At 64.2% G+C, this 19,123-nt stretch carries 21 protein-coding genes and 1 riboswitch; of the genes, 11 read left to right on the top strand and 10 right to left on the bottom strand.

Annotated features, from left to right (window positions below):
- Positions 1–66: 66 nt before the first annotated feature.
- Positions 67–360: an HdeA family protein gene (locus NLM15_RS29165; RefSeq protein WP_254121179.1), complete on the top strand. Its 294-nt coding sequence runs from the start codon at positions 67–69 to the stop codon at positions 358–360.
- A 119-nt stretch (positions 361–479) separates the two neighbouring features.
- On the opposite strand, the gene NLM15_RS29160 is transcribed toward NLM15_RS29165, so the two are convergent.
- Positions 480–944 (bottom strand): PaaI family thioesterase, encoded by a 465-nt coding sequence (locus NLM15_RS29160; RefSeq protein WP_254121177.1) that lies wholly within the window; start codon positions 942–944, stop codon positions 480–482.
- 363 nt (positions 945–1,307) lie between these two features.
- Here NLM15_RS29160 and NLM15_RS29155 point away from each other — a divergent pair, with 363 nt between their 5' ends.
- Both NLM15_RS29155 and NLM15_RS29150 read left to right on the top strand, forming a co-directional pair.
- A complete protein-coding gene (locus tag NLM15_RS29155; RefSeq protein ID WP_254121175.1) occupies positions 1,308–1,604 on the top strand; it encodes a hypothetical protein in 297 nt (98 codons plus the stop codon).
- A 103-nt stretch (positions 1,605–1,707) separates the two neighbouring features.
- The gene (locus NLM15_RS29150; RefSeq protein ID WP_254121173.1) at positions 1,708–1,962 is read left to right on the top strand and encodes a hypothetical protein; all 255 of its coding nucleotides are present in this window, start codon (positions 1,708–1,710) and stop codon (positions 1,960–1,962) included.
- Between the two features lie 9 nt (positions 1,963–1,971).
- Here the strand turns inward: NLM15_RS29150 and NLM15_RS29145 are convergent, their stop codons facing one another.
- Positions 1,972–2,205 (bottom strand): DUF6894 family protein, encoded by a 234-nt coding sequence (locus NLM15_RS29145; protein ID WP_254121171.1) that lies wholly within the window; start codon positions 2,203–2,205, stop codon positions 1,972–1,974.
- Between the two features lie 89 nt (positions 2,206–2,294).
- Complete coding sequence (locus NLM15_RS29140) at positions 2,295–2,537, bottom strand: hypothetical protein (RefSeq protein ID WP_254121169.1); 243 nt, start codon at positions 2,535–2,537, stop codon at positions 2,295–2,297.
- A 36-nt stretch (positions 2,538–2,573) separates the two neighbouring features.
- Here NLM15_RS29140 and NLM15_RS29135 point away from each other — a divergent pair, with 36 nt between their 5' ends.
- Entirely contained in the window at positions 2,574–3,122 is a 549-nt protein-coding gene (locus NLM15_RS29135; protein WP_254121167.1) for a hypothetical protein, read from the top strand.
- Between the two features lie 110 nt (positions 3,123–3,232).
- Positions 3,233–3,472, top strand: coding sequence for a DUF2798 domain-containing protein (locus NLM15_RS29130; RefSeq protein ID WP_254121165.1), 240 nt, complete (start codon positions 3,233–3,235; stop codon positions 3,470–3,472).
- 862 nt (positions 3,473–4,334) lie between these two features.
- Here the strand turns inward: NLM15_RS29130 and NLM15_RS29125 are convergent.
- Positions 4,335–4,502, bottom strand: a complete 168-nt coding sequence (locus NLM15_RS29125; protein WP_254121163.1) for a hypothetical protein — start codon at positions 4,500–4,502, stop codon at positions 4,335–4,337.
- Between the two features lie 248 nt (positions 4,503–4,750).
- Here NLM15_RS29125 and NLM15_RS29120 point away from each other — a divergent pair, with 248 nt between their 5' ends.
- Positions 4,751–4,906 carry a hypothetical protein gene (locus NLM15_RS29120; protein ID WP_254121161.1) on the top strand — a complete coding sequence of 52 codons (156 nt, stop codon included), beginning with the start codon at positions 4,751–4,753 and terminating at the stop codon, positions 4,904–4,906.
- A gap of 35 nt (positions 4,907–4,941) precedes the next feature.
- Here NLM15_RS29120 and NLM15_RS29115 read toward each other — a convergent pair whose 3' ends face one another.
- The gene (locus tag NLM15_RS29115) at positions 4,942–5,133 is read right to left on the bottom strand and encodes a hypothetical protein (protein ID WP_254121160.1); all 192 of its coding nucleotides are present in this window, start codon (positions 5,131–5,133) and stop codon (positions 4,942–4,944) included.
- A gap of 671 nt (positions 5,134–5,804) precedes the next feature.
- Complete coding sequence (locus NLM15_RS29110; protein ID WP_254121159.1) at positions 5,805–6,053, bottom strand: hypothetical protein; 249 nt, start codon at positions 6,051–6,053, stop codon at positions 5,805–5,807.
- A gap of 219 nt (positions 6,054–6,272) precedes the next feature.
- On the opposite strand from NLM15_RS29110, the gene recA reads away from it, so the two are divergent.
- The 3 genes from recA (at position 6,273) to NLM15_RS29095 (ending at position 9,487) form a co-directional block, all read left to right on the top strand.
- A complete protein-coding gene (gene recA / locus NLM15_RS29105) occupies positions 6,273–7,361 on the top strand; it encodes a recombinase RecA (protein WP_254121158.1) in 1,089 nt (362 codons plus the stop codon).
- Positions 7,362–7,460: 99 nt separating this feature from the next.
- Entirely contained in the window at positions 7,461–8,456 is a 996-nt protein-coding gene (locus NLM15_RS29100) for a hypothetical protein (protein WP_254121157.1), read from the top strand.
- 56 nt (positions 8,457–8,512) lie between these two features.
- Positions 8,513–9,487, top strand: a complete 975-nt coding sequence (locus tag NLM15_RS29095) for a hypothetical protein (protein WP_254121155.1) — start codon at positions 8,513–8,515, stop codon at positions 9,485–9,487.
- Positions 9,488–9,636: 149 nt separating this feature from the next.
- Here the strand turns inward: NLM15_RS29095 and gcvP are convergent, their stop codons facing one another.
- The 3 genes from gcvP to gcvT form a co-directional block, all read right to left on the bottom strand.
- Positions 9,637–12,504: an aminomethyl-transferring glycine dehydrogenase gene (gene gcvP, locus NLM15_RS29090; protein ID WP_254124476.1), complete on the bottom strand. Its 2,868-nt coding sequence runs from the start codon at positions 12,502–12,504 to the stop codon at positions 9,637–9,639.
- 160 nt (positions 12,505–12,664) lie between these two features.
- Complete coding sequence (gene gcvH / locus NLM15_RS29085) at positions 12,665–13,033, bottom strand: glycine cleavage system protein GcvH (protein WP_254121153.1); 369 nt, start codon at positions 13,031–13,033, stop codon at positions 12,665–12,667.
- Between the two features lie 10 nt (positions 13,034–13,043).
- On the bottom strand, positions 13,044–14,192 hold the full coding sequence (gene gcvT / locus NLM15_RS29080; RefSeq protein ID WP_254121151.1) for a glycine cleavage system aminomethyltransferase GcvT: 1,149 nt from the start codon (positions 14,190–14,192) through the stop codon (positions 13,044–13,046).
- Positions 14,193–14,336: 144 nt separating this feature from the next.
- A riboswitch (glycine riboswitch) is annotated at positions 14,337–14,427 on the bottom strand.
- A 223-nt stretch (positions 14,428–14,650) separates the two neighbouring features.
- Here gcvT and alaS point away from each other — a divergent pair.
- Complete coding sequence (gene alaS, locus NLM15_RS29075) at positions 14,651–17,344, top strand: alanine--tRNA ligase (protein WP_254121149.1); 2,694 nt, start codon at positions 14,651–14,653, stop codon at positions 17,342–17,344.
- A 6-nt stretch (positions 17,345–17,350) separates the two neighbouring features.
- Positions 17,351–18,577, top strand: a complete 1,227-nt coding sequence (locus NLM15_RS29070) for a cyclic nucleotide-gated ion channel (RefSeq protein WP_254121144.1) — start codon at positions 17,351–17,353, stop codon at positions 18,575–18,577.
- 4 nt (positions 18,578–18,581) lie between these two features.
- Here the strand turns inward: NLM15_RS29070 and NLM15_RS29065 are convergent, their stop codons facing one another.
- Positions 18,582–19,082, bottom strand: coding sequence for a DUF3455 domain-containing protein (locus tag NLM15_RS29065; RefSeq protein WP_254121141.1), 501 nt, complete (start codon positions 19,080–19,082; stop codon positions 18,582–18,584).
- Positions 19,083–19,123 lie beyond the last annotated feature (41 nt).

Below are 19,123 nucleotides of genomic sequence, written 5' to 3'. Positions count from 1 at the left end.
GAGTCACTCCGCCGACTTGTCCCACAATCCTTTCTTTTATGGCGTTTCGCGCCGATGGAGATTCCGATGAAGACCACGCTTTCGCTTCTGTTCGCCGCAGCGCTCTCGCTGTCATCGATGCCCGCCCACGCCGTCAAGTGGGACCTCTCGACCATGAGCTGCAAGCAGTTCCTCGAGAGCGGCGAAGACAACATCGCGGTCGTGCTGACCTGGATGGACGGCTGGTACAAGGGCGACGAAGACAACGCGATCATCGACACCGACGTGTTCATCGAGAATGCCAAGAAGTTCGGTGCCTATTGCGGAAAGAATCCGACCGTCAGCGTCGTCACCGCGGCTGACGAGATCCTCGGCAAGTAATTCTTGAAGTGTGCCGACTGAGGCGCGATCGCAATCGCGCCTCGGTCGCTCGCTGCGATACGATCGTCAACGGGAGCCGCGTTGCGCATTGCGTTGACGCGGCTCCCGTGTTTTTTAGATCACCCCGGCAACATTGCGAAGGCACTCGACACCATCGCCACCGGCTTGTTGTCGGTGGCCGAGAGCAGCGTGACGCGGCCGAAGCTCATGGTGCGTCCGAGCCGCACCACGCGGGCGTCGGCGAGCACGTCCGACGAGGAGACCGCGCGCATGAAGTGCGTGGTCTGGTCGACCGTCGTCATCGGACGATAGCCGCGGTTGGCGGCGAGGTTCGCGATCACCATCGCGGTGTCGGCGAGTGCCATCAGCGCCTGGCCGCACACCACGCCGCCGTTGCGGCACAACCGCTCCGAGAACGGCATGCGCAAGAGCGCCGCCGGCTGCCAGTCCGGCGCGTCCGGCGGCGGCAGGTGCTCGATGCGCTCGACCGAGAGGTTGAGATCCTGGACCCAGGGCGCGAAGACCTCGCCGAGTATGCGTCTGGCGTCAGTGATGCCGAACTCGGCTTCTGGCTGCGATGGCATTGCTGTCGTGTCCTCCAATGTTGCCGGATGTTTCGGCCATTCTGCGCGCATCGGCGCGGCAAAGTCACCCGGTCTTCCGCCGGCTCCGTCGGCTTGAAAATGCCTGACTTGGCCCGATATGATACCGGGCTTGGGAGCGGGTGGACGATGTTGCGTCAGTATGTCCTCGTGTTTTGGCTGGTAGCGCTCGGTCTCGCGCTGAACGGGTGCACCAGATGCGGCCCGATCTGGGACGACTGGCTGCATGCGCCGAAATCGTGCCGATCGGACCGGCTCTAGCGCGCCATTCGGCCCTGAGGGGCCGTTGACAGGGATGACAAGGCGCGGTTGATCCGCACCTGTATGGAAATCAAGGAGTCGATGATGAAGCTTTTCCGTATGGCGGCGGTGCTGCTGGCCGTGCTGGCGGGACCGGCCTACGCGCAAATGCCCAATCTCAATCTGCTGCAGGACGGCCCGAGCAAGACCCCCGAGGAGAAGGCCGCGGAAGCCGAGCGTGACAAGGCCTACAAGGAAACGCTGAAGAAGATTCCAGACTCCAAGGGCTCGAACGATCCCTGGGGCGGCATGCGTTCCGATCCGCCGAAGCAGGCGGCCGCGCCGAAGGCGTCGGCCGCAACCAGCGCGCCAAAGAAGAAGTCTGGCACGACCGCCAATTGACCTTCCGCCCGATCGGAGGCGGCTGACGCCTCCGGCCGGGACTCCTCTTCGGCCGGCCTGCTTCCTACATCTTCGGGAGCGTATTGCGTTGAGGAGGAGCGGCATGGCCGATCGTCCGCGGGATCTCGCCGAGCGGATGGCACGCCGGCGCAAGATGGGCGGCAAGCCGGGCGAGGGCAGCGGCGACGGCTATCTGCGCGAGACGTTCACGCTGCCGCGCGCGGCGGCGCGGGCGAGGGCGGAGGCCTTCTTCGCCCGCTACCCGAAGGCCGGCTATATGAGCGCGGTCGAGACCTGGCGCGAGCTGCCGGGCGGCGACATCGAGTTCACCATGCGGCGGCTGCCGAGCGCCGACTAGACCCCAAGCCTATTCGAAGGTTTCCGCGACGATGCGGATTCGGAACACGTGCTCCTTGGCCTCGTCCAGCAGCTCGAGATGCCATTCGGAATTTTCGTTGAGCTTGCGGGCGATGCCGGCGGCCATGTCGGCGCAGACGCTGGTCATCTGCTTCCAGGCCGCATCGCGATCGGTGAATTCCGTCGCCTGGTCCGCGCAGCCGGAATAGCGGCCGTTCCGAATTTGAAAGAAGTAGAGCGGCATGGCTCGCACCGGTCACATCATGGTCCCGCCTCCCGGGCCATGGCGCGCGCAGTCCAGTCCCAAACCAGGGGCAGATCAATTCCGGGCCGCTACGGACGAGACCTCGCGGGGCGCGTGGCCGCGGAACCCGCTTCAGGCGGTTTCTTCATGCGGTCTTGCTCCATCGCCTTCAGCTCCCGATCGATGCGCAGCTGCACGCGCCGGATCGCCAGCAGATCGATCTTCGTCTCGGTCTTGCCGGTCCTGGTCTCGTCACCGATGCGGAACTGCCACTGCCAGATGCCGGGAAGCGCCGTCTTGGCAATGGTGAACTCAACGCCCCTGTGATTCATGGTCACCTCCACGATTCACCCCCATGTCCCCTGAACATGCTGGGCGTCACGATATTCCCGCGACAAGCGAAATTTGCCTGCATGGCGATTCATCCCCCGTCCTGCCGCGCCGCCGTCCGCGCCGAGGAACTCTGTTCATGGTGGGAGAACCACGGACGGCCGCAGGCGAGCGCGATCCGGGTTCCACCTGTGGCTGATGGAACCCGGGCTGCACGCCGCGGCCATTCGAAGCGAACAGGAGTGTTTGACTCTTTTCCACTTTTGCGTGTCATGCATCTATGCTCTGCTGCCGTCGATGGTTGGTTCGAGCGTAATGTCGCGGAAGAGGAAGGCGTGAGCTGGCTCAGACATCTTGTGCTGCGCTGGGGTGCACGGAATTTCTCGCTGACCTGCCCCCATTGCCGGCATCCCGCGTCCTCACCGACGTTCAAGCGCGCGCGCTTCATGCTCGGTGACGATACGCTTTGTTGCGAAGAGTGCGGCGAGACCAGCGTCGTCACGTTCTGGCGTTTCGAAGGACTATCGTGCAGCTCCGATTGCACTGAAGCGATGCGGCGCGCGCCGCTGTCCGATTCGCGGCACTGATTCTTTCTACGCGGGCGCTGCGATCCGGCGCTGTGCCTCGAAGCCCGCGCCATGCGCGCTGCGGCATGTGCCTTGCTTGGCCCCATCACGGCAAACAACATGGGCGCGTCATGCTCGGCATTCCCCGCCGCTATTCTCATTTCGTCTTCGGTGTCATCCAGTCCGGCCTGACCTCGCTGATCGCGGCGGGAATCGCCAGCTTTCCCGCACGGACCGCGACGGTCTTCCTCGCGCACTGGATGGCGTCGTGGCTGATCGCATGGGCCGCGATGCTGCCGATCGTGCTGTTGGCCGCGCCCGCGATCCGCGCCTTCTCGCTGCGGCTGACGCGGGAGGAGAGGGCTCCGTGAACGGGCGGGCAAGCATGAAAAAACCCGCTTGGGGAGAGCCAAGCGGGTGAAAGGTTATTGGAGGCTGAGGTGCTGGGCTGCAACACCATAGCGAGACGACCCTAGCCGGTTGAGCTTACGACAGCCTGACAGGGCCCGGCGGCTTCCAGGGGCCGCGCGCGTCCGTGCCTGCAAACAGAAAACCCCGCTCTGGGTGGAGCGGGGTCCTCGACTGTATGGAGGCCCGGTGTTGGTCCACCGGACGTAGCCAGACTAGGAGATCAGGCTTACGGGTGCCTGACGGCGGCACCGAAATCCGTGTCGCGAAGGCCGCACACTGGCCCCGCACCGGTCCCAATTCGGCCATCTGATCGCACCACTGGAGCCACACCCCTCGGCGAGATTTCGTCGTCTGGTGACGCCATGGGGGAAACGTGGCGCGCCGGCAGCGGGGTGGCATCATGGATAACGTAGAGCGGTCATTCGCCGCCGCGACGGCGGCTGGCTTCGTCGTGCTGGTGATCGGCCTCGTGCTGCTCGCGGTGCTGTAGGGCGGTCCGGCGAGCGTGCCGACAGGCGCTCCGATCCTGGGTGGCCACCCAGGACGCCGACGCGCTCATCTAAAAAATGGAAAACAACCCCATGCACAGTAGGGCGCTGGGAAATTTCAGTGCGCAATCAATGGCTTATTTGAGGTGTTTAGATACCTCAATTGCCCAAAACTGGCTCCGAGGCGACCCGACCGGCTTCCCCGGGTCCTCGACATGAACAGACGGCCGCTCCTGGCGGCCACCCTTTGCGACGCGCATTCCCGACCGGCCGGTGCGGGCGGCTTCTGCCCATCGCCGGCGCAGCGTCTGGTCAGATCCAAAGCCGGTCAGGCTTAGTGGACCTTGATCTCGCCGAGGGGAAGGCGGAGTTCGGCGGCGCGCTCTTCGCGGTCCTTCTTGCGAAACTCGTTCTCCTTCCGCTCGAACTTCACCATCTCCTCCTGCGCCGCCTCGAGGAGGTGATTGCGCCTGACGGCTTCGTTGTGCGTGTCTTCCGTCATGATCCAGATCCCCGTCGTTGCGGTCTCATCCGGGAGAAAGCCGGACACCGCAGAAAGGTTCGGTGCCGCAGGATTGCGGAATTATGACGGCGCTCAGCCAATGCGTCTTTGATGCGCGTCATCTTCAGTCGAAGGCTGACCCGTGGCGGCGATTGAATGCTTGCGAAACCATTTTGGCCGGCTCGCCTGGATGAGAAGCATTGCCCCAAAATACACGTTTAAGTAAGCTTGAACGGTGAGAGGCGCACATGACCGAGCAGAAGGAAGTCGAACACAGCTGCCCCGAATGTGACGGGACGGGTCAGGACACCGGCATGAAACCCATTCGCCTTGGTGAAAAGATCGAGTTTCGTCCCTGCACGAAATGCGGTGGATCGGGCAAAATCAAAAAGGCCGCCAGCTAAGGCGGCCTTGCGTCTTACCTTGGATCGCTTGTTTGCTAGTGGCAGGGCTTGCCCCGCATCTGGGCGTACCTGCTGTGGCAGCCGTCGTGCAATTGAGACTTCTTCGTAATCTTTGCGCCGGCTTTCAGTGTGCCCGATGACGTCGCGGCATTCGAGATCTGGGCGTGCGCCGACATCGATCCGGCGAAGACGGACAGCGCGAGAACGATCCTGAGAATTGACTTCATGATGCCTCCTGAGGTTGTTCGATCAGTACGCTATGTAGCGCTACAAATATTAGCGTTACAAATTGTAGCTTTGAAATTCAAGGTCTCCTTCGGAAGCGGAAGAAGACCCGGCGCCCTCTCGGTGGAGGCTGGAAGATTTCATTTCGAAGATTTTGAAACCTGGGAGGGGCCGCTGTCGCAAAGCAGCGGCCCTTTGCTTGGGATCCGCAGAGGGGCATGAGGGCGCTCAGGGCTGGCCGTCGCCAGGGCGGCCATTCCCGCCGGGGATAGAGGCCGCCGACTGAGGCTGGGTGGTCGTCCAAATCCAAATTCGGACAACCCGGGGGCCGGTGCTGGCCTGATTGGGGCGCCCCGACAATCGATTTAGGACACTGCGTTTTCACATAGGATAACGCGCAGGGCCTCAATCTATGCTTGCATGGGATTTCTTGGCACTCTTGCCAGCCCCGGAGTGCCGGGCAGAAAGCAAAAACGCCGCCCGCTTAAATAATCGCGGGCGGCGGCTTTCCAGCCCCGGGTGGGTTAGCAAAACCCGGTACTGATTAGTCTGCACAAGTTGTGCCAAGGTTTTATGTCGCGTTAAGGGACACCCGCGGACGGGAACTGGGCACCCAAATACCGACAGCCTGTGGTTTCAAATCGTTTTGCCGAGGCAGCCAACTGGGGCGGCCTTACTCCTGTCCTTCTTTGGGAAAGGGCTCTTGTTTGGGAAAGGGCTCTCGGGTTTTGCGGCCCAGGAAGGTGCTGGGCGGTGGCAGTTTTGCAATCGCCCGCTCCAGCTCGGTCGCGATGGCCCGGTAGCGCGTGAGCAGCCTCGCGAACAGGTCGCGCCTGATTTCACTTGTCGCGGAATCATGAAGCCGCTCGCATTCGGCGATCTGCTCGCGAAGCATCGCCAGATGCGCAAGCATTTCCTTCATGAGGCGCGCTCCCCTTTGGGAACCATCTTATCGCTAAAGCAAATCAGGGCAGCTTGAAACTGAACTTAGGACACAAGGGGTCGCATACGGACAGCACCAAAATCTGCAAAAGAACATATTGCGAACAGAGAACAGATGGGGTACATTGCTTTTATCGACGAGCCGCCTCGCCAATCGTTTGTCCCTCACGCGAATCCTCGCCATAAGGAGCACGACCCAATGTCCGCCACTGCCCTGCGTATCGTCGAAGGATCTTCCATGGACAAGAGTAAAGCCCTGGCCGCCGCGCTCTCCCAGATCGAGCGCCAGTTCGGCAAGGGATCGGTGATGAAGCTCGGCAAGAGCGACCGCTCCATGGACATCGAGGCGGTCTCCTCCGGCTCGCTCGGGCTCGATATCGCGCTCGGCATCGGCGGCCTGCCCAAGGGGCGTATCGTCGAGATCTACGGGCCCGAGTCTTCGGGCAAGACCACCTTGGCGCTGCATACGGTGGCGGAAGCCCAGAAGAAGGGCGGCATCTGCGCCTTCATCGACGCCGAGCACGCGCTCGACCCGGTCTATGCCCGCAAGCTCGGCGTCAACATCGACGAGCTCCTGATTTCGCAGCCGGACACCGGCGAGCAGGCACTGGAGATCTGCGACACGCTGGTGCGCTCGGGCGCGGTCGACGTGATGGTGATCGACTCGGTCGCGGCGCTGGTGCCGAAGGCCGAGCTCGAAGGCGAGATGGGCGATGCACTGCCGGGCCTGCAGGCCCGTCTGATGAGCCAGGCTCTGCGCAAGCTGACGGCCTCCATCAACAAGTCCAACACGATGGTGATCTTCATCAACCAGATCCGCATGAAGATCGGTGTGATGTACGGCTCGCCGGAAACCACGACCGGCGGCAACGCGCTGAAATTCTACGCCTCCGTCCGCCTCGACATCCGTCGCATCGGCGCGATCAAGGAGCGCGACGAAGTCGTCGGCAACACCACGCGCGTCAAGGTGGTGAAGAACAAGCTGGCGCCGCCCTTCAAGCAGGTCGAATTCGACATCATGTACGGCGAGGGCGTCTCCAAGATGGGCGAGATCCTCGATCTCGGCGTCAAGGCCGGCATCGTCGAGAAGTCCGGCGCCTGGTTCTCCTATGACAGCCAGCGCCTCGGCCAGGGCCGCGAGAACTCGAAAGCGTTCTTGAAGGCCAACCCCGACATCACCGCCAAGATCGAGACCTCGATCCGCCAGAACTCCGGCCTGATCGCCGAGCAGATTTTGGCCGGCACCCCCGAGCGCGACGCCGACGGCGAGGAGCCCGCGGAGGAGTAAGCCGTAACGCGAAAAATTTTCGCGAGGAGCGGGCGCTGAGGACGTTGAGTTGCCGACGTCGTCAGTGCCCGTTTCGTTTTGGAGTAGGGCGCCGGGGCAATGAAACGTGTGATCCTGACCAGCTCGTCCGGCGTTGGTCTCATCCACGCGAACCGTGCCGACATGGTCGTCCCGCTGATCTTTCGGTTCGTTTCGGGAATGTTACCCACCTCGCATCACCTCGATGCCTACCTCGAAGGGGGCTCCTTCAGAGGCGATCCGGCGGTGATGTGGTTCGATCTTGTCGGCCGGTCTTCCCAGATCGGTCTTGCGCACAAAAATGTCGGACTGGTCTGGTTCTGCAAGACCTACGGTGTCGACCTCATCGAGCTGTGGTTCGACCCTGAACCTAACAGTCAGTTGCAGTTGATCTGGATCCTCGACTACCTTCGTTCTCATCCGATTGTCGCAGAGCGTCTGAAATTGTGCCTTGTCGATTTCGATCTGCGTGACGCAGACGCTGCGGAGCTTCGTCAGCGTAGCGTTCGGGAGTGCGATGTCGCGGAAAGCGATTTTGAGATCGCAAGCCTCGCTTGGGAGGCCTACCGCGCGCCAACGCCCGAGCTCTGTTTCGGGCTGCTCGGCAGGGACCTCGGCAAGTTGTCGTCCGTGAAGCCGGCCATGCAAGACCTGCTCGCTGAGCTTCCTTCGCCGACGACGGGACTGGCGGCGACGGAGGCGCGACTTCTCGAACTGATCGCGAGAGGATGCAGCCGTACCGATGAGCTGTTTCGGCCGGGTGCGCTCCGGACACGCGTGTTCGATCAATGGGAGTTGGGCGCTCTGCTCGAAGGGCTCGCATTCGGCCCGGCGCCGGCGGTTGCCGGTCTGGACGGTAAGCTGGCGACACTCGATCCGGACAATGCGCGAGGCCGCAACGCCGCCTTTCGCCGGAGCCGGCTGTCGCTGACCGAATTTGGCAAAGCGGTCCTTGAAGGCCGTGAGGACTTCCGCTGTCACAATCCTGTTCGGCGCTGGTGGGGCGGTACGCTTCTCACCAACGAACGGCTCTGGCGGTGGGATGCGCAAAGCCGTGCGTTGGTGGCACCTGCTTAGTGCGTGCATATTGTTCGACATGTCCTCGTATGCGCATGCAATTTTGAGAGGCGACCGTGTCACATCTTATTTTGGCCACCAACGACCTCGCAGCAAACACGCTTCGCCAGTCAGGTCCGGCAAACGTCGCGCTTGGCTTCTCTCTACGCTTTGTCTCGGGGAAATTGCCCTCCGAGGAGCAACTTTCGATGGGGTTGGAGCGGCGATCGGCAGGGCACTGTAATCCGGGCGATCATTGGCTCGACGACGTTTGTCGCGGCTCGCTGGAAGGTTTCGGCACGCGCGATATTGGTCTCTTCGAGCTGTGTGCGAAGTTCGACTCGATCGAAGTGTGGGTCGATACCCTCCCCAATGATCAGCTTGTGCTGGTCTGGCTGCTCAATCTGCTTCGTCCCTACAAAGAGATCACGACGAAGCTGAGCCTGGTGCATACGGATGACATTGTTGCGAACTACGCTCCACAATCGGTCGCGACATGGAAGCTGCCGGCCTTCAAGGTGACCGACAACCATTTGGTGACGGCAAGCCGCGCCTGGCGGGCCTATCGGGCTGCAACGCCAGAACCGTGTTTCGATCTGCTGATGACGGATCTGATAGTCCTGCCGAGGCTTCGATCGGCGCTGATTGCGCTGCTTGAAGAGCTTCCGGACAGCTTGACGGGACTCGGTGCCAGCGAAATGGATCTGCTGGAGTTTGTGAACGACGGGCACACGGAGCCGAAGCGCGTCTGCGAGGCAAGATGGCTTCGCGATGTGCTCGAACAAGACGAGGCGAGCGATGCCTTGATCGAACTGGCGCAACACTCAGCGCCGCCGGTCCTGTTGGGCGATCCGTCGTTCGACAATGAGGCCCGCTACCGCGGCGAGAGTGAGTGGAAGGTCACGCTGACTGAACTCGGGCGGTCACTTCTGGCCCGCGAAGACGACATGTGGCGCCACAACCCGATCAATCGTTGGTGGGGCGGTACGCTTCTCACCAACGAGCGGCTCTGGCGGTGGGATGCGCAGAGCCGTTCGCTGGTGGCACCTTAAGTCGGGACCGTAGGGTGGATTAGCCCGCGGCTGCGCAAAGCGCAGTCCGCTGGCGTAATCCACCACTGTTTGTCTCTGCGGCAGCAGAAGCGGTGGGTTACGTCGGCGACTGCGCTTTGCGCAGCCGCCAGCTAACCCACCCTACGAAGTTACTCCGCGGCTTCCGCGTAATCGCTGACCGGCGGGCAGGAGCACACGAGGTTGCGGTCGCCGTAGACGTTGTCGACGCGCCCCACCGGGCACCAGTATTTGTCGGTGCGCGAGGTGCCGGCGGGGAAGCAGCCTTCGCTGCGGGTGTAGGCGCGATTCCACGCATCATCCGCGATGTCGTGCACGGTGTGCGGGGCGTTCCGCAGCGGCGAGGCCTCGATCTTGAAGCGGCCGGCCTCGACCTCGGCGATTTCTTTCCGGATCGCGATCATAGCGTCGCAGAAGCGATCCAGCTCCGCCTTGGATTCCGACTCGGTCGGCTCGATCATCAGCGTGCCCGGCACCGGGAAGCTCATGGTGGGCGCGTGGAAGCCGTAGTCGATCAGGCGCTTGGCGATGTCGTCGACGGTGACGCCGGACGTCGTCTTCAGCGGCCTGGGATCGACGATGCACTCATGCGCGACGCGGCCCCTGGCGTTCTTGTAGAGCACCGGGAAGTGCGGCTCTAACCTTGCCGCGATGTAGTTCGCGTTGAGGATCGCGATCTCGGTGGCGCGCTTCAGGCCTTCGCCGCCCATCATCAGGATGTAGATGTAGGAGATGGTCAGGATCGACGCCGAGCCGAACGGCGCGGCCGAGACCGGGCCGACCGGGGCTTCGGCTTGCGTCGCCGGATGACCGGGGAGGAACGGCGCAAGATGCGCCTTGACGCCGATCGGGCCCATGCCGGGGCCGCCGCCGCCATGCGGGATGCAGAAGGTCTTGTGCAGATTGAGATGGCTGACGTCGGCGCCGTAATCGCCGGGCCTGCTAAGGCCGACCTGCGCGTTGAGATTGGCGCCGTCCAGATAGACCTGGCCGCCATGGCCATGGACGATGTCGCAGATCTCGCGGATATGCTCCTCGAACACGCCATGCGTCGAGGGATAGGTGATCATCACCGCGGCGAGGTCGTTCGAGTGCTTCTCGGCCTTGGCGCGGAGATCGTTGACGTCGACGTCGCCGTTCTTCTCGCAGGCGACCACCACCACGTCCATGCCGACCATCGCGGCCGAGGCCGGGTTGGTACCGTGGGCGGAGGAGGGGATCAGGCAGATTTTTCGATGTGTCTCTCCGCGCGCGGCGTGATAGCCGCGGATCGCCAAAAGCCCGGCATATTCGCCCTGCGCGCCCGAATTCGGCTGCAGCGAGATCGCGTCATAGCCGGTGATGTCGCACAGCCATTTCTCCAGCCGCGCGAACAGCGCGTGATAGCCCTTGGCCTGCTCGTGCGGGACGAATGGGTGCAAGGAGCCGAACTCCGGCCAGGTCAGCGGCATCATCTCGGTGGTCGCGTTCAGCTTCATCGTGCAGGAGCCGAGCGGGATCATCGCGCGGTCGAGCGCGAGGTCGCGGTCGCTGAGCTTGCGCATGTAGCGCAGCATCTCGGTCTCCGAGCGATGTGCGTGGAAGACCGGATGCGTCAGGAAGGCTGTCCCGCGCTTCAGCGCCTCCGGCAACGCCTCGCGCGTCGTGGCGTCGATCTCGGCGTAAGCGAGCGTGCCGCCAAACGCGCGCCAGACGGCTTCCACCGTCGCCGGCGTGGTGGTCTCGTCGAGCGCGATGCGCAGTGCGGTGTCACCGACACCCAGATTGATCTTCTCGGCGGCGGCACGCGCGACGATCTCGGCGCGCTTGGCGCCGGCATCCAGGCTCAGCGTGTCGAAGAAGGCCTCCGACTGCGGCGCGAAGCCGAGCTTGCGCAGGCCGGCGGCCAGCACGGCGGCGCGGCGGTGCACGTTGCGCGCGATCTGCGTTAGGCCCTCGGGGCCGTGATAGACGGCGTACATCGAGGCGATCACGGCGAGCAGCACCTGCGCGGTGCAGATGTTGGAGGTCGCCTTCTCGCGGCGGATGTGCTGCTCGCGGGTCTGCAGCGCGAGGCGATAGGCAGGCTGCCCACGGGAGTCCACGGAGAGGCCGACGAGACGGCCGGGCAGCGAGCGCTTCAGCGCATCGCGTACGGCCATATAGGCCGCGTGCGGTCCGCCATAGCCCATCGGCACGCCAAAGCGCTGCGCCGATCCAACAGCGATATCGGCGCCGAGCTCGCCGGGCGAGGTGAGCAAAGTGAGCGCCAGCAGATCGGCGGCAACGATCGCGAGTGCGCCCTTGGCCTTCAGAGTAGCGATCGCGGGCCTGAGGTCGCGCACCGCGCCCGAAGAGCCCGGATATTGCAGCAGCGCTCCGAGCACGTCGGACTTGTCGAGATCGGTGAGGGGATCGCCGACGACCAGGGTCCAGCCCAAGGGCTCGGCGCGGGTGCGCATCACCGCCAGCGTCTGCGGATGCACGTCCTTGTCGACGAAGAAAGCTTTCGCTTCGACCCGCGAGTGCCGCTCGGCGAGCGCCATCGCTTCGGCCGCCGCGGTCGCCTCGTCGAGCAGCGAGGCGTTGGCGACATCGAGCCCGGTGAGGTCGCAGATCATGGTCTGGAAGTTGAGCAGCGCCTCCAGCCGACCCTGGCTGATCTCGGGCTGGTAGGGCGTATACGCCGTGTACCAGGCCGGATTCTCAAGGATGTTGCGCTGGATCACCGCGGGCAAAATCGTGCCGGAATAGCCCTGGCCGATCAGCGAGGTGAAGACCTGGTTCTGTGCGGCGAGTTCGCCCATATGCGCGATCGCCTCGGTCTCGCTCAAGGGCTTGCCGAGATCGAGCGGGGAGGTCTGCCGGATCGAGGCCGGCAGCGTCTCCGCCATCAGTGCGTCGACGCTTCTGGCGCTGACGGTCTCGAGCATGGCGGTGACATCGTGCGCCGAGGGGCCGATGTGGCGGCGAACGAAGGAGGTGGCGGTGTCGCCGTTCGATTTGCGGTGCGCGGTCATCATGGGTCCTCGCTAAATTTCGCTGTCGCTGTCATGCCCCGCGAAGGCGGGGCATCCAGTACACGCAGGCGTCACGGCTTGAGCCGAGAAGCTGCGGCGTACTGGATCGCCCGCCTGCGCGGGCGATGACACCGAATATGAGGTCACAGTTCGCTTCATCTCACGCCGTATGTGCCTTGTAGGCGGCTTCATCCATGAGGCCGCCGAGCTCGCTCTTGTCGGCAATCCTGATCTTGAAGAACCACGCCTTGCCTTGCGCGTCCGAGTTCACCAACGCCGGCTCGGCGGCCAGCGCGTCGTTGGTCTCCAGCACTTCGCCGGAGATTGGCGCGTAGACATCGGAGGCGGCCTTCACCGATTCCACGACGGCTGCGGCTTCCGCCTTCTTCAGCGTGCGGCCGGCTTTGGGGAGCTCGACGAACACGACGTCGCCGAGCTGCGACTGGGCGTAGTCGGTGATGCCGACGGTGGCGACGTCGCCGTCGATGGCCAGCCATTCATGGTCGGAGGTGTACAGCGTCGTGGTCATTTTCTTGTCCTCAGCGTTTGTAGGTGTTTTTCACGAAAGGCATGGCGGCGACCGTGAGCGGCAGCCGTTGGCCGCGCACTTCGGCGAAAACTTGCGTGCCGAGCGCGCTCTGGCTGGTGGGCAGATAGCCCATCGCGACCGGCGCATTCAGGCTCGGGCCGAAGCCGCCCGAGGTGACCGCTCCGATCGGCTCGCCGCCCGCGCTATCAGCAAACAGCAGCGCGCCCTCGCGCACCGGGGCGCGGCCCTGGGCGAGCAGGCCGACGCGGCGGCGGGATGCGCCGTTGTCGAAGTGGGCGAGGATCTTTTCGGCACCGGGAAAGCCGCCGGCGCGGGCGCCGCCGGTGCGGCGGCTTTTCTGCACCGACCATTCCAGTCCGGCCTCGACCGGCGTGGTCCCGGTATCGATGTCGTGCCCATAGAGACAAAGACCGGCCTCCAGCCGCAGGCTGTCGCGGGCCCCCAAGCCGATCGGCATCACATCGGGGTTGTCGAGCAGCGTCTTCGCCAGGTGTTCGACATCGGCAGCAGGGACGGAAATCTCGAAGCCGTCCTCGCCGGTGTAGCCGGAACGCGAGACGAAACAGTCGATGCCGGCAACCCGGTGCGGGCCGGCATCCATGAATTTCATGGAGGGCGCCTCTGCACACAATTTCGCCAGCACGGATTCCGCTTTCGGGCCCTGCAAAGCGATCAGGGCGCGGTCGGCAAGCGAATCGATGACGCAGTCGCCTGCGAGATTTGCACGCAGATGCGCCTCGTCCTCGGCCTTGCAGGCGGCGTTGACGACCAGGAAGAGGTGATCGCCGAAATTGGCGACCATGAGATCGTCGAGGAGCCCGCCATCGGCATTGGTGAACTGGGCGTAGCGCTGCCGTCCCGGCGCAATCGCCACGATATCCTGCGGTACCAGCCGCTCCAGCGCGCGGGCGGCGTCCTCGACCTTGCCCGACTTCGGCCGGAGCGCGATCTGGCCCATATGGGAGACGTCGAACAGGCCGGCGGCGTTGCGGGTCTGGAGGTGCTCCTTCAGGACGCCCGCGGGGTACTGCACGGGCATGTCATAGCCCGCGAACGGCACCATCTTGCCGCCGAGCGACACATGAAGGCTGTGGAGGGGGGTACGTTTCAGGGATTCTTTGTCGTCACGCACTGACATCACAGGGGCCCTCGGCGGTTCCCCGGGAACGATTTCCCGTGGACACCAGTCGAAGCCCCATCTGTCGCTGTGCCTGAGAGTATTATCCCGTCGGCGGACGTCGTCCGGGACTAAGCCCGTCGGCGCCTCTTTCCAGATGTCGTCAAAGCCACGCGGTCCTTTTGCCTGAGAGTTTCCGGGGCGGTTGCTCCTTCGGCGCCGGCTGCCTAAAGCCGGTCTCTCCCGACGTGGCCGTACGATACAGATGGGTACAGACCACAGGGCAGCCAAGCCTGTCAACGCGGCAACGGCGCCTTTCAACGGGATTGAGCGCCTGCGGCAACCCACTGATCCGTCTGCACAGTTTCTGGACAGCGAAGCTGGCCTTGTCTAAAAGCGCTTTGGCCCGCAGATATCAGCCCAAACTCAGCGGTTTGGATGGCTGGGAAGCGGGTCCAAGCACACCCGATTGGATGAACATGAGCGGCGTCAACGAGATCAGGTCGACCTTTCTGAACTTCTTTGCCGAGAACGGCCACGAGATCGTGTCGTCCTCGCCATTGGTGCCGCGCAACGATCCGACGTTGATGTTCACCAATGCCGGCATGGTGCAGTTCAAGAACGTCTTCACCGGCGTCGAGAAGCGGCCCTACCAGCGCGCCACCACGTCGCAGAAATGCGTGCGCGCCGGCGGCAAGCACAACGACCTCGACAATGTCGGCTACACCGCGCGCCATCTCACCTTCTTCGAGATGCTCGGCAACTTCTCGTTCGGCGATTATTTCAAGGAGCGCGCGATCGAGCTTGCCTGGACGCTGATCACCCGCGAGTTCGGGCTCAAGAAGGACAAGCTGCTCGTCACCGTCTACCACACCGACGACGAGGCGGCCGGCCTGTGGAAGAAGATCGCCGGCTTCTCCGACGACCGCATCATCCGCATCCCGACCTCGGACAATTTCTGGGCGATGGGCGACACCGGCCCGTGCGGCCCGTGCTCGGAGATCTTCATCGATCGCGGCGAGCACATCTGGGGCGGACCTCCCGGCTCGCCGGAAGAGGACGGCGACCGCTTCCTCGAATTCTGGAACCTCGTGTTCATGCAATACGAGCAGGTGACGAAGGAGGAGCGCGTGAATTTGCCGCGTCCCTCGATCGACACCGGCATGGGCCTCGAGCGCATGGCCTGCATCCTCCAGGGCGTCGAGAGCGTGTTCGAGACCGACCTGTTCCGTCACCTGATCGACGCGACCTCGTCCGCTCTCGGCACCGGGCCGAACGAGCAGACCGTGGCCTCGTTCCGCGTCATCGCCGACCATCTGCGCTCCTCGGCCTTCCTGGTCACGGACGGCGTGCTGCCCTCGAACGAGGGCCGCGGCTATGTGCTGCGCCGGATCATGCGCCGCGCGATGCGCCATGCGCAGCTGCTCGGTGCGAAAGAGCCGCTGATGCATCGCCTGGTCTGGGCGCTGGTGCGCGAGATGGGCCAGGCCTATCCCGACCTGATGCGCGCGGAGAATCTGATCGAGGAAACGCTGCGGCTGGAAGAGACCCGCTTCCGCAAGACCCTTTCGCGCGGCCTTGCCATCCTCGACGAGAAGAGCGCAGGTCTCAAGAAGGGCGACATGTTCGACGGCGACGTCGCCTTCACGCTGTACGACACCTACGGTTTCCCGCTCGACCTGACGCAGGACGCGCTGAAGTCGCGCGGCATCGGCGTCGACCAGGCTTCGTTCACCGACGCGATGGAGCGCCAGAAGGCCAAGGCGCGCGAGTCCTGGAAGGGTTCGGGTGAAGCTGCGTCCGAGGCGATCTGGTTCCCGCTGCGGGAAAAGCTCGGGGCCACCGAATTCCTCGGGTACGACACCGAAACCGCTGAGGGCGTAGTTACGGCGATTGTTAGAGGCGGTGAGGAAGTCTCCGAACTTAAGCCCGGCGAAAGCGGGCAGGTCATCTTGAATCAGACGCCATTCTACGCGGAATCTGGCGGTCAGGTTGGCGACACCGGTGTCATGAGGCGTGGACCGGATGACGCCAAAATTCTCGCGCGTGTTTTGGATACGCAAAAGAAGGTGGGTGGAGATCTGTTCGTCCATCACATCGCGGTAGACAACTATGGACTGAAGGTTGGGGATCCTGTTCTTCTAGACGTCGATCATTCGCGGCGATCCTCGATCCGCGCGCACCATTCGGCGACGCATCTCATCCACGAGGCGCTGCGCCAGGTGCTTGGCGATCACATCGCCCAGCGCGGCTCGATGGTCGCGCCGGACCGCCTGCGCTTCGACTTCGTGCATCCGAAGCCGATCACGGCGGAAGAGCTCGCGCGAGTCGAGGACATCGCCAACGACGTGGTGCTGGAGAACGACGAGGTCACCACCCGCGTCATGGGCGTCGATGAAGCACGTGAGGCCGGGGCGCGCGCCCTGTTCGGCGAGAAGTACGGCGACGAGGTCCGCGTGGTCTCGATGGGCAGGACCGCGCGTGAGCGCGGCGCCAATGCGCTCGGCTGGTCGGTCGAGCTCTGCGGCGGCACCCATGTGCGGCGCACCGGCGATATCGGCCTGATCACGCTGACCGGCGAGAGCGCGGTCGCCTCCGGCGTGCGCCGCATCGAGGCGCTGACCGGCAATTACGCGCGGAGGCATGCCAACGAGACCATGGCGCTGGCGAAGACCGCGGCTAGCGAACTGCGCACCTCGATCGACGACGTCCCGGCGCGCATCGCCGCGCTGATGGACGAGCGCAAGAAGCTCGAGCGCGAACTCTCCGACGCCCGCAAGAAGCTCGCGATGGGCGGGGGCGGTTCTTTCACCGGGAACGGCGCAGCCGCGGGCGTGCGCGATGTCGGCGACGTCAAGCTGATGGCGCGCGCGGTCGAGGGCATCGAGATGAAGGATCTCAAGAGCCTAGCGGACGACGGCAAGAAGCAGATCGGCTCTGGCGTGGTCGCCATCGTCGGCGTCACCGAGGATGGCAAGGCCGGTGTCGTGGTCGGCGTCACCGCCGACCTGACCTCGCGCTTCAATGCAGTCAATCTGGTGAAAATCGCTTCCGAGGCGCTCGGCGGCAAGGGCGGCGGCGGCCGGCCCGACATGGCGCAGGCCGGCGGCCCCGACGGGGCCAAGGCGCCCGAGGCGCTCGCGGCGATCGAAAAAGCGATGGCAGGCGCTTAAATTGCGATGCGCCTCGTTCCGCGAGGACATGGGCTTCGCGATCCGAACTTGAGGGATCGCCTCTACGAATTGCTGGAGCACGATCCGCTGGCCTACTCGGCCGGATCGCGCTTCATCCAGCTGATCATCGGCGTCATCGTGCTCAATGTCGCGGCGATGGTTCTCGCCTCGGTGCCGGAGCTCGATGATCGGTTCGGCACGCTGTTTTCGGCGATCACCATCCTGTCCGTGATCGTGTTCGCGCTGGAATATGCCGCGCGAATGTGGACGGTGGCGGGCCATACGCCGCGCACGGGCTCCGCGCTCGCCGACCGGCTCGGCTATGCCTTCTCGGCGCTCGGCATCATCGATCTCATGGCGTTCCTGCCCGCCGCGATCGTGCTGGCCACGGGGCGGCACGCGACGCTGGCCGCGCTCGGCGTGCTGCCGTTCTTCAAGCTGATACGTTATTCGCCGGCGATGCGCTCGCTGCTCGCCGCCGTGCATGCCGAGCGGCGGGCGCTGATCGGCTGCATCGTCATCCTGATCGGCGCAGTCCTCACGTTTGCCTCGCTGCTCTACGCCATCGAGCGCGACGTGCAGCCGGACAAGCTCGGCACCATCCCGCAGGCGATGTGGTGGGCGATCGTAACCCTCGGCACCGTCGGCTATGGCGACGTCGTGCCGGTGACGCCGCTCGGAAAATTCATCTCGGTGTTCGCGATCATCTCAGGCTTCGCCATGATCGCGCTGCCGGTCGCGATCATCTCCAGCGCCTTCGCCGAAGAGGTGAGGCGCCGCGACTTCGTCGTGACTTGGGGCATGCTGGCGCGGGTGCCGCTGTTCTCGCATCTGTCGGCAGCTGAAATCGCCGACATCATGCGGCTGTTGCGGGCGCGCACCGTGGAGCAGGGCGAGATTCTGGTGCGGCGGGGCGATGCGGCATCCTCGATGTATTTCATCACCGCCGGCGAGGTCGAGATCGCTCTGCCGAGCCAGCAGGTGCGGCTCACCGACGGGACCTTCTTCGGCGAGATCGCGCTGCTGCACAAAACCAAACGCAGCGGCACGGTGACGGCGACGCGCAAGACGCGGCTGCTCGTGCTCGACGCCCAGGATTTTCACGCCCTGATCGCGCGCATGCCGACGCTCGCTGCCCACGTCCAGATGACCGCGAAAGCGCGGTTGGAGGAGAGCGGCGATCTCGCGGCGGCAGAGCTGGCGCAGGCCGAGCGCGAGGTCACCGACCGCTGAGCGGTCAGCCCTTCTTCAGGAAGACATACTCCGCCGAATACGGCGCGCTTTTGAACTCACCGGCCTTGTCGCAGGCGCCGTCGAGCTTGCCGCCATGGGTGTTGATGCGCTGGACCGTGGTGACTGGAGTGAGCACGCCGCTGCCGCGGCGGGAGGCGACCTCCAGCTTCAGCCAGGGGATGTCGGCGGGCGTTGCGCCCGGCGCGTTGCCGATGGCCTTGCCGACCACGGCGCTGCTGTCGGCGAGCTCCCAATTCGGGCCGGCATAGTGGCGGCCGACGGTCTTGCCTTCGGCGAGCAGCGTTGCGATCGGCTCGCGAAAAGCCCAGGCGAGCTTGCCGTCGGTGCCGGCCTTGCACTCATAGACCTGCGCGCCCTCGGCGTGGACGCTGAGCACGACGGTTTCGCCGGGCGCGGCGATGGTATCGGGAAGTGGCTCGGCGGCGGCCGGGCCGGCCATCGCGGCAAGCAACATCAGGCAGGGGACGGCTGGCTTGATCGACATGGTCGCATCTCCGCGCGAGGGGTCTCAAAAAAAGGGGCCGC

The organism is Bradyrhizobium sp. CCGB20 (assembly GCF_024199855.1).
Classification (GTDB): Bacteria; Pseudomonadota; Alphaproteobacteria; order Rhizobiales; family Xanthobacteraceae; genus Bradyrhizobium.
Note: the sequence above shows the minus strand (reverse complement) of the source record. Positions and strands in the feature narration are given on the sequence as shown.